A 16,270-nucleotide genomic window follows, 5' to 3' on the forward strand; every position below is an offset into this window, starting at 1 on the left:
AATCCTTTAAGGACAGGCAGCGTCCAGAATATATCGGAAGGATTTAAACCGACCGTCAGTCCCAAAGGCGGTGTTTTTGCGACAGCTTTAAATGGTGCGGTGATGGTGACAACGGCGCTTCTTTTGATCAGATAGCATTTCTCTTCCAAATTGGAAGGTGAAAACCATGTCGGCGCCAGCCTTGCTGTGCAGCGTATCTCGGCTACTGCCGCTCTGGATTCGTTGATAAGCGCCAGACCGGAAAAGCCTGGACTAAGAACGCATTGGGTTGCCATGTTGGCAACCCAATATCCGCTAATGGAAGAAAATAGCGCGCCTGTCATCACTTCCAAAACATGGAATAATTTGACTTTGAGATTATCATTCCATGTTTGACGTACTAAAGAATAATCCGGTTAAAATTCGAAACGCACCCCGCCTTCAATAGTATGGTTAACAGCGTCAGACATAATAAGGGATTGATAGTTAAACATGGCCGATAATCCGTTCGGTAATGTCACTAGAACACCGGCGCCGATATTACCCCAATCTGTCTCAGGTGAATTCGACGCGATTAAAGTGCTGCCTCCACCTTGAATTAGGGCTTGAGTCACTCGGGCGTCATTGGCGTACTCTCTCACCCATTCGCCAGTGACTCGCGGGGTGATCACGCCGAAAGGCAGGCTCCAGGCATAGCTCAATTCGGTGCCAAATGTGCTGGTTACTGACGTAACATATTGGTTCGGCACATTTAGCAAGCCAGTACGGGCATCTCCGCTTTCCTGGTAACCGCTAATATCCATATAAATAGCTGACGCTTCACCGTATCCGCGTAAACTCCATGCTCCAAAGCTATGCGTGTACCCTAGTCCCGTATGGATGTTGTATTCGTCTGTACGGAAGGCTGCATTCGCCGAAGTAGCGCACGCTGCGCAGTTACGCTTTGAACGATTGTCATGGCTCGCATAACCAGCCGCAATATCAATATAGGTATTTTCAGTTGGCAATAGCGTCACAAAAGGTGAAAATCTGAAAGTATCGGCATCCAGGCGGCCACCCGAATTTACGACTTCCGCTGATGAACTGGTATAGCCAAATAACAAGCCCGTAAACAAACGGTCACTGATTTTTAAATCAACGCCACCGTTAAAATTCCTGGTATATAAGTCAAACCCTGCCGCGGTGCTGTTGCTCTCAACATTGCCGAATGTACCGCCGGAATTGACATAAAGACCGAATGGCCCCACAAGCTCATAGCCATCACCTGCGCCCCCGCCCGCGTTAGAAGAATTCGGGTTTTGCCTCAATGTGCGCATTGATTGCAGCGAGCGGCTCATCTGGGTTGTGCTACGGTTAAGCTGCAAATTAATAGTCGTTGCGGCATTGACTGCATTGATGGCTTGCCGCTCTTCTGTCGCATGGCCGCCGGATAAAACAGGAAAGCAATTGTTTTGGAATTCAATGATAGCGGCATCTGATGGCGACTCAAACGGCAGTGAAGACGAGCCTCTGGGTGAGCTGCAAGTCATAGTATCAGTAGCTGTATTCCACTCGAAAACTGCTCCTTCCACGGCGTCAGTTATTCGATACGCGAAATCAGTAAAACCTTTGCTTGTTTGGTAGTCGCCAAACGCGCTTGCAGCTTCTGTATGGCTAAGTGCGGAAGTCACGTCGGCGACAGGAAATTGCGTTCCATCTTGGGCGATATAAGCCCCGCTGAGAGCCCCCCAGGCTGCTGGAGTGAATGCCAGCAACGGAAATAAAATTTTTTTCATTAGTAAAGTTCCCCCTTTATGTTGCGCTCATTTGGCATGAAGCAGCGCATTATGTTTTATTATTATCGTGCGATGAGACACCGCACAGGATGAATCTCAGTCTCTGCTGGGTTTTAAGCTAACTGATCATTGTTAAATTCATTTAACATATTTTATAGATAAAATCAGAGAACCGCATTACTGAATCTGAAAACTGTAGGGTGAATTTGCCTTGGTAATCCACCGACAAACGGAGCCTTAAAACCGTAACGTCCTGCAATGTTAATGGCTTGATTGAAATTTGGGGTATGAAAGAGTTGATGTGGCTCGTAAAAGTTAGATAATGAGCAGAATCTATTGAGCAGGGCGAGGTTTGTAACCTCTCCCTGAACGTTTGGAAACCGTTTTCCGGCAGTAATCATAATTCTAATGGATGAGAGCTTTCCAGCATGTACATATATCGTGACATTATTCAAGGCTGGGAATACGTGAGTCAACCTTCTCGGCTACAGATTCCGGCAAGCCCGGCTAGAGGCGCAGCTATTGATTGAAATCGCAACAACCGTGCGCAATTGCGGTTCCGGTAGCTCAGCAACGGCATGACGCCTCGCTCAAGCATTGCTTCTGCCGTCGCTTCAGGCAGATACCATTCCGCGCAGGCCTGCATGAGCGTTTCGCCGTCTTGTTTATAACTGTAGGCGGGCAGATCGTCGACATTCAAGTGCCGGTCGGGCGACAGCGGCCAGCCGGCCTCCTGAAAATTTTCCGCCAATAATCTTGCGCAGGCGAAAGCGGGGCTGCCCCACAGAAAAGCCTCGTGCTCGTCCGGCATAGTCAGTTCTTCAAATTCAAAACTGTCGATCGGGTCGGTTTTTCTACCGTAAGGCAGGCGCAAAAGAATCCGGGGCAACGCCAGGCCCAGCCATTGCGCATAAGGTTTTTCACGCAATGCTTGCCATACGGCCATGAATTCAAAGTTGCCATTCCATGTCGAGGGAGGGGAAGGCTGGGCGAGCGAAGCGCAGCCTAAAAGACTGCTGTCGGCGGCGGCCAGAAAAGGCGTACCCATATGGGCGGCGATAGCGCCCATGGCTGACAGTGTTTGTACATCCTGTCGGGCGGCTGCGAAAGTATAATCGCCTATTATCACCGACCAGGGCTGGTCAATGTGCTGTCGGGCCAGCAATTGGTAGACGGCCGAGGTTTCCAGATTCTCGCCGGCGCTCAGAAGATCCTGAGCCAATTCAGCCTGTGATATGTCGAGCAGGTACAACTGCAGTGATTCGCCCGTTTCGAGTCGGGAAACCAGTTCATAAGCGGATCGCCATAGTGCTTCAAGAGATTGAAAGTCAGGATGGTGCAGCAGGGAGCGCATCAATGCGCTGGTTGCCCGGTCGACCTCGGCTATCAGTTCGGGCTGGCGCGGATCGATCTTCTCAACGATATGGGGCGCTATGATGTTTTTAAACAGGTGGTCCAGAGAACTTTGCAGGTGTGGTTGCTGCGCAGGCGCTTTCCCGAGCAGACGCTCAAACAATGCGTTCTGATCCTCAGCCGGAGTTGTCTCGACAGATTGTCCGGCGTCATCCGGTACATTGGCCGTCCCCATCAACTTTGCCGCCGTTTGTGCAAAAGTTGCAGGATTCTGCAGGCTTTGGCGCAACTGAGTCACGCGATGAAAAACATCCAGTTTCTTATAGAGATGATCAGGGTGAAAGTCGTCGAGACAGTGGAAGACGACTTCGGTCTGCAAGTCCTGAAAGTTCAGTACGGGGCTCAATCGGAACATGACTTCGTCAAAATTATCAATGTCTATGCTGGTTATTGTCGGATTCTTCAATGCCGCATCAGGATGACGATGTCCGCTGAAATTGCCCAACATCAGTATGCGCATGGGCGAATCTGCGGATGCAGCCTTTTTGTCTGCGGCAGTGCTGAAGCGGAAGTCGAACTTTAATTGTCCGGGCATGAGGGCTCCTTAAGTGATCTGAAATAAGCATTTGTGCTTTAAGATAATTCGATGTTCACCCATGTGCAAGTCTCTTGCTGAGCTTGTAGTTAGGAGCCGCTTTGATTACTTGTATAATTATTCTTGCAACCTATCCCTCCACTTGTTCTATCGGGTTTGGAAAAAGCTATGTCAAATTGCACTAAACCAATTTGCATTGACTTTCATCAGCTTTCTAATAATATTTGCTGGATAGAGAAAATGGTATAAACGGCAAAAAGTGGTATCGATCGCTTATACGCTGACGCTCAGTGTTGAATGCACTCTTGTTCCAGGAATCAAGCTCCATGCCGGTTACACAAAAAAATCGTAAGATTCAGGTCTTTACATCACTTGCTGAAGATACTTTGCTGTTTTACCAGATGCATGGCCGGGAGGGCTTGAGCGAACCATTCGAATACAGCGTGGAACTGGTCAGTGAAGACCGGGCTATCGATCCCGAAAAACTGCTGGGCGAACCGCTCACTATCAGGCTGCAACTGGAAGACGGCAACTGGCGCTACTTCCATGGCTTTGTCAGCCGCTTCGGACAGTGGGGCGATCTGAACGGGCTTTCCCGCTATCATGCCACAGTCCGGCCCTGGCTGTGGTTCCTGACCCGCACCTCCAACTGCCGGATCTTCCAGAACCAATCCGTGCCCGAGATTATCAAGCAAGTCTTTCAGGACCGCGGCTTCAGTGACTTTGAAGAAAGGCTGGTCGGCAGCTATGTCCCTCGTGAATACTGCGTGCAATACCGCGAGACCGACTTCAACTTCGTCAGCCGGCTGATGGAAGAGGAGGGGATTTACTATTATTTCAGTCATGGAAAGGACAAGCATCAGCTGGTGCTGGCCGATTCTAACAATGCCCATGACCCGTTTCCGGGCTATGACGACATTCCCTACCATGTCGAAACCGGCCCGATGGACCGCACCCGCAAGGATCACATCCACGACTGGATCTTCGCGCGCGAAGTCCAGCCGGGCGCCTATGAACTGACCGATTACGACTTCAAGAAGCCAAAAGCCAATCTGTTGGTCAAGTCTATCCTCAAAAATTCCCACCCTCATGCCGAGTATGAACGCTTCGATTACCCGGGCCGTTATACGGAAACCAGCGCGGGCGATAATTTGGTTCGTCAGCGTATCGAGGAACACCATGCCCGCTTCGAACGCTGCGAGGGTAAATGCAACGCCCGCGGCCTGGCCGCCGGCTACCGCTTCAAGCTGCAGGAATTCCCGCGCCAGGACCAGAACCGCGAATATCTGGTGGTCTCAGCTAACTATCATTTACTGCTGGATGAGTATTCTTCCAGATCCGCTGCCAGCGAAGAGAAGCTCTTCGATTGCAGTTTTACCGTTCAGGACAACAAGCGACCCTACCGTGCCCGGCGCAGTACGCCGAAGCCCTACGTTCGAGGCGCGCAGACCGCCGTTGTGGTGGGGCCTGCCGGCGAGGAAATCTATACCGACAAGTACGGCCGGGTAAAGGTCCAGTTTCATTGGGACCGCTACGGGAATAAAGACCAGGACAGTTCCTGCTGGGTACGGGTTTCATACCCTTGGGCCGGCAAGAACTGGGGCATGATTTCCATTCCTCGTATCGGCCATGAAGTCGTCATAGAATTCCTGGAAGGCGACCCCGACCAGCCGCTCATCATTGGCAGCGTCTACAACGCCGATATGATGCCGCCTTTCGAATTGCCGGCCAACGCCACACAGAGCGGTGTTCGTACCCGCTCCTCAAAAGGCGGTTCTGGCGCCAACTGCAACGAACTCCGTTTCGAGGATAAGAAAGGTTCGGAGCAAGTTTATCTGCATGCCGAAAAAAACCAGGACATCGAAGTCGAGAATGACGAAACGCATTGGGTAGGTCATGATCGCACCAAGACCATCGATCACGACGAAACCTCCCATATCAAGCATGACCGCACGGAAACTGTCGATAATAACGAAACCATCACTATCGGCGTCAATCGCAAGGAAACCGTTGGCGCCAATGAAACCATAGACATCGGCATGAGCCGCACGGAAACCGTTGCCCAGAATGAGACCATTACCGTTGGAATGAACAGGACGCGCGCGGTGGGTATCAATGAAGCCATTGCCATTGGCGCCGCTCAGGAGGTTGTGGTCGGCGCGGCTAGAACAGTCAGCGTAGGACTCAATCAGGCAACCACCATTGGCAACAGCTATTCAATGGATGTTGGCAACGACCAGTCCATTCAGGTAGGAAAAAATCAGAGTTCCAGCATCGGTGATAACCGGAGCGCTTCGGTCGGCAAGGATGACAGCCTTGATGTAGGTAAAAACTTAATGATAAATGCAGGCGACTCCATCGTTATAAAAACAGGGGATGCCAGTATTACTATGAAAAAAAATGGCGACATTACCATCAAGGGTAAAAACATTACCATCCGCGGTTCTGGCAAAATCAATGCCAAGGCAGACAGTAATGTGGTCATCAAAGGCAGCAAAATTGGCGAGAACTAGAAAATGGCGGCAGAATCGGTTATCAAATTTCAAAGTCCGTCGGTACACACTGGCGAACAAATCAACAATGAAGCGGTAAGCCCTACTCAGGCACCCTCTCTGCCAAGTGTTGTGATCGGCCGCTTGGAAGGTTTCGAAAATGGCCTGCCGATGGTAAGTTTTCCAAACAATAAGCAGGGAAAAGCGTTGCGGGCGCTGACAGGCGTGCCGCTGTCGCAGGCCAATACAGGCCGTGAAGTGATTCTGGCCTTTGCCGATGGCGATCCGGAAAAACCGGTCATTCTAAATCTGCTGGTCGATCACCGGTCAGACGGCATCCCTGCCTCCTCTGTCGATATTCAGATTGATGGCGAAAGATTGCTGCTTACTGCGCAAAAAGAAATCGTGCTCCGCTGCGGCGAAGCAAGCATTACCTTGACAGCCGCCGGAAAAGTGCTTCTCAAAGGCGCTTATGTACTGAGCCGGTCAAGCGGATACAACAAGATCAAAGGGGCGGCGGTTGACATCAATTAATATGTATTTTCATGTGGCAAATTGATAACCGTACGCCTTTTGCCGCGGAGCGAGGATGGGTCCGTGATCGCGATGGCGCCGAGATCTGGCTGGTAGCGGTCAAGGCAACATTTGACATCAAACCGGATGGTTCCGTCGAAATCTCGAAGGAGCAGCCTCCGGTGCTGCGCATTCCTGAATATTACGGCGAGCCGGGCAAGAGCAGCATAAAGTACGAGGCCGATCTTGTTTTAACAAAAAAAACTACCGATGTGCTGGTCATCGGCCATGCATACGCCCCTATCGGTTATACGGTAACTTGTCTGGATGCCGGCTTTCGGGTAGGGCCTATTACAAAGATGCTTCGCATTTATGGCGATCGTCATTGGGATGCTGAAGGCGGTTTGTCAGCCCCGAAACCTTTCGAAAAAATGCCCTTAATATACGAACGGGCCTTTGGCGGGGTGGACCATGCATCGGACAATCCGGAGCGGGATTTCGATTGGCGCAATCCTGTAGGCACCGGATACGCGGCTTCTTGGCTGAATCTGGCAGGTGTAGCGTTACCCAATATTGAATATCCGAATCAGCTTATTCAGTCGGGCAGTGATCGGCCGGACCCGGCCGGCTTTGGGGCTGTCAGCTGCCACTGGCAACCGCGCGTATCGTTCGCAGGCACTTATGATGACAATTGGATGAAAAATCGTCAGCCTCTCCTTCCGGAAGATTTCGATGACCGCTTTTATCAATGTGCGCCGACTGATCAGCAGGCCCCAGGTTTCTTAAAAGGCGGAGAACCCGTCGCGCTCAGCGGCCTGACGCCCAGCGGAGATTTGTTGCGCTTTGTGCTGCCCAAAATTTATCTGGGCTTCGAAACCCGCTTTTATGACGGCAGCCGCGAAATCCATAAAACGCGCAATCTGCACACAGTCATCCTGGAGCCGGATTTTCCGCGCGTCTCCTTGGTCTGGCATACGGCTTTGCCGTGCCACTTCAAAGTACAAAAGCTGGAACGTACCATCGTAACCCTCAAGACTAATTTGAGAGAGGGAAGTGCTATGGCTAATGATGCTGCGCTGGAGATGGGGCAAGATGAGTAGTACGGCAATCTATGTTGTTGGGTTAGGGGCCAGCACGCCGGTCGGGCGCAATGCCTGGTCTAGCGCTGCGGCAGTACGGGCGGGAATCAGCGGCTTCACGCAACATCCTTATATGATCGACACGGCTGGCGAGCCGATGTGTGCCGCGATAGCGCCCTGGCTGGATATCGACATCACGGGTGTGGAACGGTTTAAGGCATTGCTGTTTCCGGCGATTGAACAAGCCCTTGCTCCCCTTGCCGAGGCGCAGTCACTGCGTCCACGTATCGCGCTGTCGCTGGGACTGCCCGGCCGGCGTCCCGGATTGCCTGAGAATTTTCAACCCATGCTCATGAATGCACTGGCAGAAAAGTACCGTAGTACTTTTGCAAGCGTTGCCGCATTTCCCAATGGGCATGCCGCCGGACTATTGGCCCTTGAAGCCGCAGCGAGACAGCTTATTCAGGGCGCATTCGATGCTTGTGTGGTAGCCGGAGTCGATTCGTATCTGGAACCCGAGACGCTGGAATGGCTGGAAGCATGCGACCAGCTGCATGGAGCCGGCCCTCTCAACAATGCCTGGGGTTTTATTCCAGGGGAAGCGGCCGGCGCGATTTTGATCATGCGGCACGAATTTGTTGTACGGCTGCGCCTTCAGCCGCTGGCGCGTTTGCTTGGCTTGGGCTCGGCGTTTGAGCCCAAACGCATCAAGACTGAGACTGTCTGCATCGGCGAGGGGCTTACTCAGGCTTTCCGCACCGCCCTGCAGGCATTACCCGAGGGCGTCAAGGTGACCGATGTTTATTGCGATATGAACGGCGAACCTTATCGGGGCGACGAATATGGTTTTACCTGTTTGCGGACCAAGGAGTATTTTGAGTCGGCATCCGACTTTGTCGCCCCGGCGGATTGTTGGGGCGACGTTTCCGCCGCCAGCGGGCCGCTCTACATTGGACTTGCCGCAATAGCCGGCAGCAAAAATTATTCAAATGGCAACGTGGCATTCGCTTGGGCCAGTTCCGAAGGCGGCGAACGCGCGGCAAGCATTCTGGAAGTGAGGAGATCGGTTTAAATGCCTGTAACAATCAAGGTGAACGGGATAGCCAATTCGCTGGTACATAAAGGCAGTAACGCAATCTCCACTGCGACCATTCCCGATGTCTGCAAGACCCCGACTCCGGGCGGCCCGGTGCCCATTCCTTATCCGAACATTTCCCAGTCTGCGACATTAGCCAAAGGTACAACTACCGTTAAGGCCGATGGCGGCATGATGATTGCGATTAAAGGTTCGGAATTTTCGCTGTCTAACGGTGATGAGCCGGGTTCTATCGGCGGCGTCAAATCCAGCACTTTCATTAAGGAGTCCACCTGGATTCTTTATTCGTTTGATGTGAAGATGGACGGCAAAAATGTCTGCCGGCTGACAGACAAAAAATTCCAGAATCATGAAAATACCGTCGATCTGGCCGGTGCAATCCTTGCTCCTACCCCTGTAGGCATGATCGTGCTCGAGTGCGAGCCTGGCTGGACGCCGTGTCAAAAAGCACAGATGCAAGCCAAGGCCAATCAGTTGGACTCGCTTGCCAAGCAGGGAAAGATCAAACCCAGAAATACATACAAAGACGGCAAGCCGACACTGCAACGTAAAGCCGGCAACGGATGGGCCGCAAAATTCGCTCGCGACTGGAACAAACCGGCGCCGGAAGGCTGGCCGGATTCCTCCAACCCGGCCAAGCAGCCAAAAAAATTCTACGATGACTGTGCAAAAACAAACGATCCGCTCGGAAACAATATGGAGGCGGACCACATTCATGAAATGCAACTGGGTGGCCGGGCTCAGGGGCCGTTTCTATGGCTGGATCGTGAAGTGAACGGGGCTTCCGGACGGCAGATAAAAGAGCAACGGAATACAACACCAAACCCGACCGGTTTCACAACCAAGAACTGCTAGCGAATTTGAGGACAAAATGGATCAGAGCATCGAAGACCGTATCAGGCGTGCCGTCGAAAAAGGCATTTCCGCCCGCAAAAAATATTATGATTCAATAGGCCTTCCTGATGAGCAGGAATTAGGGCCTCCATCCTCCCACGAAGAGATATCAGCGCTTGAGGCGGCAATCGGAAAACCGCTGCCGCCGTCGTACAGACACTTTCTCGAGATGTTTAATGGCTGGCGCATGATCGATGGAGGGCTGGATCTCCTTCCACTCAAGGATTTGCTTGACGGCCCGCGCAAGCAGAAGATATCCGAATGGCAAAAAAAAATGGAATCTTGTGGGGATGACGTGGCGGCCAGAAGCCTGGTTATTGGTGTGTCATCCGTGACTGCGACCAAATATTTGTTAGATCCCGAGATTATCGATTCTCGCGGGGAATGGCGATTCGTCCAGCATCACAACGGTGAAGAAGCCGAAGTTGCGAGTTTTTTGGAATGGCTTGAGGAGTCGGTTGATGAATATGATGAATTGGCTTCCATGAACCAGGATATGCTCTAAAAGAAATTGAGAACGGCCGGTTGTGTCATGTTCGCTTCAAAAAGTGTCTATCGGAAACTTAATCGGGTTTCCCTTCATTTAAGAAAGTTATAGCTTATGTTTGCTGCCGCGATTCCCCACATCGTTGAACAACACGCCGAAGAAGCGGCTTTTCTCTGGTTTCTCCGCAATCGGGCAGTTAAAGCGCCTCACTATAAATTAAGTGAATTAACCAGACTCGACAATCGTGTAGAAGCCCATCTGGATGGCTTGCGAATTGCCGGACCGGAAGGCTGGAATCTGTGCGAACAGGCGCTGGAAATCGGCGAGGCCGGTGAAGTGTTTACTGCCGGGTTACTGGCTCTGGAAAGCAAGAACCCGCAAAAATTGGCCAAAGTCGTAAGCATTGCCGAAGATTCGGCTGAGGCAGCTAAGGGACTGGTTTCGGCTTTTGGCTGGACTGAACCTTCCAAACTGGCGAGAACGGTAAAACTTCTGCTGGATTCCGGCTCGAACTTCCACCGGTTTATCGGCCTTTCCGCCTGTGCGGTTCATCGAGTGAATCCGGGCAATATTCTGGATAATTGGGTGCAAGACCATGATGCCCCGCCACTGCTTCGTGCCCGTGCTTTGCGAGCAGTGGGAGAGCTGAAACGCCGTGACCTGATTTACGATCTCCGCAATTGTTTTCATGCCGAGGATGCCTCAATACGTTTCTGGGCCGCATGGTCGGCGGTGCTGCTGGGTAATCGGAGCGATGCGCTGGAAGTTCTCAAGGTATTCATGGCGACCGGCTCGGGGCAGTTTCCTGGCGCTCTGCCCATGTTGCTGCGCGCGATGCCGATTGAGAGCTCGGCGCCCTTGTTGAAAGGTCTGGCACAGTATCCGGAACGGCAAAGGGATCTGATTGCCGGTACGGGAATGGTGGGCGATCCTTTGTACGTACCCTGGCTGATCAAGCAGATGGAAACGCCGGAACTGGCGCGGCTGGCGGGCGAGTCGTTCAGTTTTATCACGGGCGCCGACATCGCTTATGAGAATCTGGAAGGCGAGCGGCCGGAAGGTTTCGAATCAGGCCCTAGCGAAAGCCCGGAAGACGAAGATGTCGAACTCGACGGCGACGAGGATTTGCCGTGGCCTGATCCGGCCAAGATCCAAGCCTGGTGGGCTGCGAGACAACACCGGTTTCAGGCCGGAAGCCGCTATTTTCTGGGGGCGCCGGTTTCTGAAGCGCAATGCCGAAAAGTCTTGCGGGAAGGTTTCCAGCGCCAGCGAACTGCCGCTGCATTGGAATTGGCGTTGATAAGGCCAGACGAGCCTCTGTTCGAAGTCCGCGCTCCCGGCTGGCGGCAACAGCGTCTGTTACCGCATACCGCATGAAAAATGATGCCTAATCTGACCGTACTGATCTTTGGCGTTTTGTCTTTGCTTTTCGCTTTTTTCTCAGCGCGGGATTATCTGCGCAATAAGGGCAAATTATCTCCCTCAGCCCGTGTGTGGCGGCGCATCGCTATTATCTTTGCTGTTGTGGCGTTAGCTTTGATGATAATCCAGTGAGTTATAGGGGGCAGCAATCTCCCGCGTGCAACGCCGGCCTTTCGCCAAGCCGTTGGCTGAATATCGATCCGAGTATGCGCATGCCCCTCATACTGGTATGGCACAGGCTTATCTTTCCGGTGATTATTCGATGAAGGCTATTGCCGATGTGTTCGAGGTGCATTATGCAACGGTCAGGCGGGTCGTCAAAGCATATGAACGGAATCACGGTAAATGATTGGCTTGCAGCCATACTGAGCAATGAGCTTCGCACCAAAAAATGTTGGATTGCAAGACCTGACCCCGTTCGCTTCTTCATAAACAAAAAGAATCTTCATAATCCAATTGTTCCATCAACTTTTTCTCTTTGGTGACAGTCTCCTTCCTTGTGGAAATAACAACATCCTTACCAGAAGATTCATCATACTTGAACTGTTCTATAAGCTTCACCCCAGTCAAATAGTTAGTACTTTCGAGAGTGTTTTCACTGGCTATATTTACATCTGCACCGATCAAAACAAATTTATTAAGCTCCAGATCATATCTAAAACGCTGCACTTGGCGGCAAGTCTCTTTTGAGCCACCACCAAACTCAGTTTCTATAATAATAATGCCACGATTAATCTTTATCTGTGGAGCGATGTCCGGGACAGCATATGTCCCGCCACAAATAGAACACGGTAAAAGATGATCCGCTGTTGTTGCCAGTTTAAATTTGTCTTCTTGCGTTTTAAATAATACGAGCATTGCACGATAACGGGGATTGGATTTCTCATTCTTTTTAGAAGTTATCGCTTCATTTTCAATCAACTCCAACACCATGTCAGGTTGTTTATCACCGTTTAAATCACCCTCAACTTTCTTTTCAATTGCCCATCCATTTGGTACAAAGCTTTGAGGTGTTATACCTTCAATTGGACTTTTTGAAACATCGATAAAGCGGCGGTCATCTTCAGCAAAGGTCTGCTGGGAAAATGTAAGAGAAAGTAGTAAAAGATAGAACAATATTTTTTTTGTTTTATTAATCAGGAAAAACTTTTTTAAATTTTTTTGTTTAACCATGACCGTAATTCTCATAAAGATATAAATTAACCTCATCATGTCGACGATTGACCAAGCCTCTCATAACTTGCCCGCCAGACGTTATCGCTTTTTGAATTTCTTTCATTGCTTCAGCCACTTCTCCGCGATTGATAAGGTTTGCAACCGTATCGAGTCTTCCTCCAGGATTATATGCGAAAGAAACTAATGCATCGAATTCATGCTGAGCCAGATCTACTAAAATCTTTCTTCTAACAATTGCTTGATACTTTTTTACTATATGCCGTAATAAACCCTTTTCTTGTTGGGAAGATAACTTTACTAACTCACGATTTATCCTAGCGAAAGTATGAGCTTCCTCTCCTGTTAGCCCAGCAGCCTCTGCAATTTTTTGTGCAACTAATGCGTCTACTCCTATCGCGAGCATATCGTTAGTAATTGATGTTGAGTTTCGTTCTTTCATATCATATCCAGGACCTAAAGTAACTCCACTTGCACCTTTAGGCCAATGCAAACGATTACTTCCATATCCACTTTCATGCATATAAATAAAGTGTAAGCCTCTGTCTGAAATATGCAGAGATGCCGCTCGATAAGATGTTACAGGTAATGATTGAACTCTCCGAGACTTAGCTTGATCAAATGCGGCAGGCTGATAGATGAAATGTCCAATACGACCCATTAAATCAAATAAAGGTGTGCGATGGAAAGTAGAGTCATTTTGCAATAACTCACTTTTTAGACCAGAATTAGCAGAGCTTACTTTTTTTAAAATAGCTATCGTACGTGGCCCAGCAATTCCATCGGGAAGTAAACCCATTCGGCGTTGATAGAGACGTAATGCAGAATCAGTCTTTGCGCCAAATTTTCCATCAGCTTTTAACACAAAACCAGCTTTGTTTAATTCTTCTTGAAGATGCTTAACATCTTCACCTTTTGATCCTTTACGTATTAGAAATTTCATAAGTCACTTTAGATGTATATTAATTAAGGGTTCTATCGCAATTATTCAAAAAGCATAAAAACACACTTATCGGCAGGATGCTCTCTTCAGCCAGTTGGCCTTTGCGAACCATGTGGGCTGTTTCACTGCCATCCAAGGTAGCCTTGTCTGAATAGAAGGCTTTGAATCCTATCATGGGGTTCGTGATTTTCTTGATGAAGCGGTGATCCTGTTCCACCAGATTGTTTAAATATTTGACCTGGAGTATTTCAACAAAACTGATCAAACCGGCCAGCATCAGCAGGCAGTTGATATTCTCCAGGCCTGCCTGGTTGGCGCTGCTTTTATCCATGACGACTTTATGCGGAAAGCCACTGCCTTCAATCGCTTGCCTGAAAAAGGCCGTGACCGTCGCTTCACCCCGATGCTCAGAGAGCATGAAGTCAACGGTATCGACGAAGTTATCAACAGCACGGTATAAGGTAGATCCATTTCCCTTTAACCTTGATATTCGTTTCATCCAGGGCCAGGAAACGGCTACAGCGCGCTTGCGATTTTTAGCTTCCAAGGCCAAAGCCGATGAATAACTGACCAGTGATTGGGCGTGGCATGACCCACTTTCACGCACTCTTTCCGTCAGAGTGCCTTCGAGATCCCGGGAGGAAGCCGCATAGCGGACAGAGAAAAAGACAGCGCAGAGAATAATCTCCTCTGGAAAGTAAATACCTTTAAAACGAATTATCCTGGTTTTCAATTCCTAAAATGAGTAATTCACTCAGCCTGACAGACATTACGACAGAACCATTGGATCATGCCCATCTTATATTAGGCTCATCCTTACTAAGCCAGCCTCAGCTGGCTCCAAAACTTAATATTGCCTTAAGGCGCTACGTTACTTTAACGCTAACTCAGCATTAAAAGCAACTCATCCTGAAAGAATGACGACATTTGTCAATACGTATTATTGCCTTGATAACGGCGTAGATCTTCGGCGTTGGCCGTATCCGGCGATCGGCCCAGAAAGCCGGCGAACTGCCGGACGATGCGGATGTAGTAAGCTTGGGTTTTGGGGGACAGTTTACGCATCCGCATGTCGTCGATCATGCGTTGGCGCAAAGGGGTGTTGGCGTGGTTGCCTGTAGAGGTCATGACACGGCTCCTATCTCGAAACAAGGCGGATTGCCTCGCTTCTTGGATAGGAAAAACAGTGATAGGCTGTTAATCACCCCAGGCTTTTTATACACACGCCTTACCGCGCGAGCGGTTTAGTTCTTTTGGCACCAAACCGACACTGAGTTGCCGTAAAACACTTGTTTTCCGGTCACCCTTCCACAGGGCGTTTGAAACAGACGTTTTGCAGCGCTAAAAATATACGGAAATCCTTGTCATAATTCTCTACTATGCGGAAACTTTACATCGAGGGTTTTCCGCTTATGTGTAGTCAGCTATGTGATTATGCTGTGTTGATCTCACTGATTTGGGAACACATGAACTCGTACGGGGCATGAATGACTGGTGCTGCTGTTATCGAAATGGCGGCTGGTGCCCCCCTTATAGGAGATTCGCCTTGGCAATTCACCAATAAATAGAGTCTCGTAGCCGTTATGTCTATGATATTGGCGGCCTGTTTGGAATGGCGCTTTGCTGTGCGAAACCGTCCTGCGCTTTTCATATTGAAAAGATAGTATTGGAGCATATGATCCGCAACGGACGGGATTATGCCCGGCATATCGATTATATCCACGTGAATCCGCTGAAGCATGGTTATGGGAGACAGGTTGTCGATTGTCCGTATTCCACGTTCCACCGTTATGTTGCGGATGGATTTATTACCTGCCGATTGGTGTGGTGTTCCTGAGGATTTGCCGGCAGCGTTGGCATAAAGATCCGGTGGGGAAGGGTAAATCGTATGGTGTATGCAATGGTTAGATTTCAAACCTATTGGCAAATGCCCTGCCGCCATAATGGGCGGTAGGGCATTTGCCGTGATGGTCATCAATTAATTATTTCTTCGTCATGAAAAAATAAGTCGATTGGCACTTAAGAACCATTTTGTCGTTTTCCTTTTCGATCGCAGTGCAAGTTTCCATTCTGGAACGGCCGGGAGCGGCTTGTTTGACCAGTTTTCCGTCCTGGACGGAATAATTAAGTACCGCGCGCAACTGATCGATTCGCGCGTGTACGTCCGATTCCTGGGAAATGCCTTCCAGCGTGCCGTCTGCCTTGAAGGTCCAAGTGGTGTTTATGCTTCTTGATTTAGTGCCTTCGCGATCAACCGATTCTTTGTCGATTTGCCAGGTTCCAAGCAGATCGGATTGGGTCAATGGAACGTCCGCATTTGCGGAAAAAGACAAAAGCATCAGAGCGCAAGCAGAAAACCGAATGAATTGCATGTTAAAACCTTATAAATAGTAAGTTAAAGTTTGGGATTGTAGCACATAACCGATCTTCAAAATCAGCGTTAATTCTATAGTAATTGAGTTTTTTCAT

The 16,270-nt window shown here is 49.8% G+C and carries 15 protein-coding genes and 1 pseudogene; 9 read left to right on the forward strand and 7 right to left on the reverse strand.

What is annotated here, in order from left to right:
* Nucleotides 1–395: 395 nt before the first annotated feature.
* Together ACTNE6_RS10145 and ACTNE6_RS10150 are read right to left on the reverse strand one after the other, a co-directional pair.
* Nucleotides 396–1,754 carry an autotransporter outer membrane beta-barrel domain-containing protein gene (locus tag ACTNE6_RS10145; RefSeq protein WP_442499608.1) on the reverse strand — a complete coding sequence of 453 codons (1,359 nt, stop codon included), beginning with the start codon at nt 1,752–1,754 and terminating at the stop codon, nt 396–398.
* 472 nt (nt 1,755–2,226) lie between these two features.
* The gene (locus ACTNE6_RS10150; protein WP_442499609.1) at nt 2,227–3,702 is read right to left on the reverse strand and encodes a type VI secretion system contractile sheath domain-containing protein; all 1,476 of its coding nucleotides are present in this window, start codon (nt 3,700–3,702) and stop codon (nt 2,227–2,229) included.
* Between the two features lie 326 nt (nt 3,703–4,028).
* On the opposite strand from ACTNE6_RS10150, the gene ACTNE6_RS10155 reads away from it, so the two are divergent.
* From ACTNE6_RS10155 to ACTNE6_RS10190, 8 genes are all read left to right on the forward strand, one after another.
* A complete protein-coding gene (locus ACTNE6_RS10155; protein WP_442499610.1) occupies nt 4,029–6,215 on the forward strand; it encodes a type VI secretion system Vgr family protein in 2,187 nt (728 codons plus the stop codon).
* A gap of 3 nt (nt 6,216–6,218) precedes the next feature.
* Complete coding sequence (locus ACTNE6_RS10160) at nt 6,219–6,728, forward strand: DUF6484 domain-containing protein (protein ID WP_442499611.1); 510 nt, start codon at nt 6,219–6,221, stop codon at nt 6,726–6,728.
* 11 nt (nt 6,729–6,739) lie between these two features.
* Nucleotides 6,740–7,807 (forward strand): DUF2169 family type VI secretion system accessory protein, encoded by a 1,068-nt coding sequence (locus tag ACTNE6_RS10165; protein ID WP_442499612.1) that lies wholly within the window; start codon nt 6,740–6,742, stop codon nt 7,805–7,807.
* A complete protein-coding gene (locus ACTNE6_RS10170; RefSeq protein ID WP_442499613.1) occupies nt 7,800–8,858 on the forward strand; it encodes a beta-ketoacyl synthase N-terminal-like domain-containing protein in 1,059 nt (352 codons plus the stop codon). The genes ACTNE6_RS10165 and ACTNE6_RS10170 overlap by 8 nt, the downstream gene beginning before the upstream one ends.
* A complete protein-coding gene (locus ACTNE6_RS10175; RefSeq protein ID WP_442499614.1) occupies nt 8,859–9,737 on the forward strand; it encodes a DUF4150 domain-containing protein in 879 nt (292 codons plus the stop codon).
* Nucleotides 9,738–9,753: 16 nt separating this feature from the next.
* Nucleotides 9,754–10,281, forward strand: a complete 528-nt coding sequence (locus tag ACTNE6_RS10180; protein ID WP_442499615.1) for an SMI1/KNR4 family protein — start codon at nt 9,754–9,756, stop codon at nt 10,279–10,281.
* A gap of 96 nt (nt 10,282–10,377) precedes the next feature.
* Nucleotides 10,378–11,640 (forward strand): TIGR02270 family protein, encoded by a 1,263-nt coding sequence (locus ACTNE6_RS10185; RefSeq protein WP_442499616.1) that lies wholly within the window; start codon nt 10,378–10,380, stop codon nt 11,638–11,640.
* A gap of 202 nt (nt 11,641–11,842) precedes the next feature.
* A complete protein-coding gene (locus ACTNE6_RS10190; RefSeq protein ID WP_442499617.1) occupies nt 11,843–12,034 on the forward strand; it encodes a hypothetical protein in 192 nt (63 codons plus the stop codon).
* A gap of 77 nt (nt 12,035–12,111) precedes the next feature.
* Here the strand turns inward: ACTNE6_RS10190 and ACTNE6_RS10195 are convergent, their stop codons facing one another.
* From ACTNE6_RS10195 to ACTNE6_RS10210, 4 genes are all read right to left on the reverse strand, one after another.
* Nucleotides 12,112–12,858, reverse strand: coding sequence for a hypothetical protein (locus ACTNE6_RS10195; RefSeq protein ID WP_442499618.1), 747 nt, complete (start codon nt 12,856–12,858; stop codon nt 12,112–12,114).
* The gene (locus ACTNE6_RS10200; RefSeq protein WP_442499619.1) at nt 12,851–13,801 is read right to left on the reverse strand and encodes a glycoside hydrolase family protein; all 951 of its coding nucleotides are present in this window, start codon (nt 13,799–13,801) and stop codon (nt 12,851–12,853) included. Before ACTNE6_RS10200 ends, ACTNE6_RS10195 begins: the two co-directional genes overlap by 8 nt.
* 19 nt (nt 13,802–13,820) lie before the next feature.
* Nucleotides 13,821–14,300 (reverse strand): DDE-type integrase/transposase/recombinase, encoded by a 480-nt coding sequence (locus ACTNE6_RS10205; protein WP_442499620.1) that lies wholly within the window; start codon nt 14,298–14,300, stop codon nt 13,821–13,823.
* 431 nt (nt 14,301–14,731) lie between these two features.
* Nucleotides 14,732–14,929 (reverse strand): phage integrase N-terminal SAM-like domain-containing protein, encoded by a 198-nt coding sequence (locus tag ACTNE6_RS10210; RefSeq protein ID WP_442499621.1) that lies wholly within the window; start codon nt 14,927–14,929, stop codon nt 14,732–14,734.
* A 541-nt stretch (nt 14,930–15,470) separates the two neighbouring features.
* Between ACTNE6_RS10210 and ACTNE6_RS10215 the strand changes: the two are divergent.
* Nucleotides 15,471–15,663: pseudogene (locus ACTNE6_RS10215) on the forward strand (REP-associated tyrosine transposase); the annotation flags it as partial.
* 120 nt (nt 15,664–15,783) lie between these two features.
* Here the strand turns inward: ACTNE6_RS10215 and ACTNE6_RS10220 are convergent.
* Nucleotides 15,784–16,104, reverse strand: coding sequence for a hypothetical protein (locus tag ACTNE6_RS10220; RefSeq protein ID WP_442499622.1), 321 nt, complete (start codon nt 16,102–16,104; stop codon nt 15,784–15,786).
* Nucleotides 16,105–16,270: the final 166 nt, after the last annotated feature.

This window comes from Methylobacter sp. sgz302048 (assembly GCF_052162025.1).
Lineage (GTDB): Bacteria > Pseudomonadota > Gammaproteobacteria > Methylococcales > Methylomonadaceae > Methylobacter.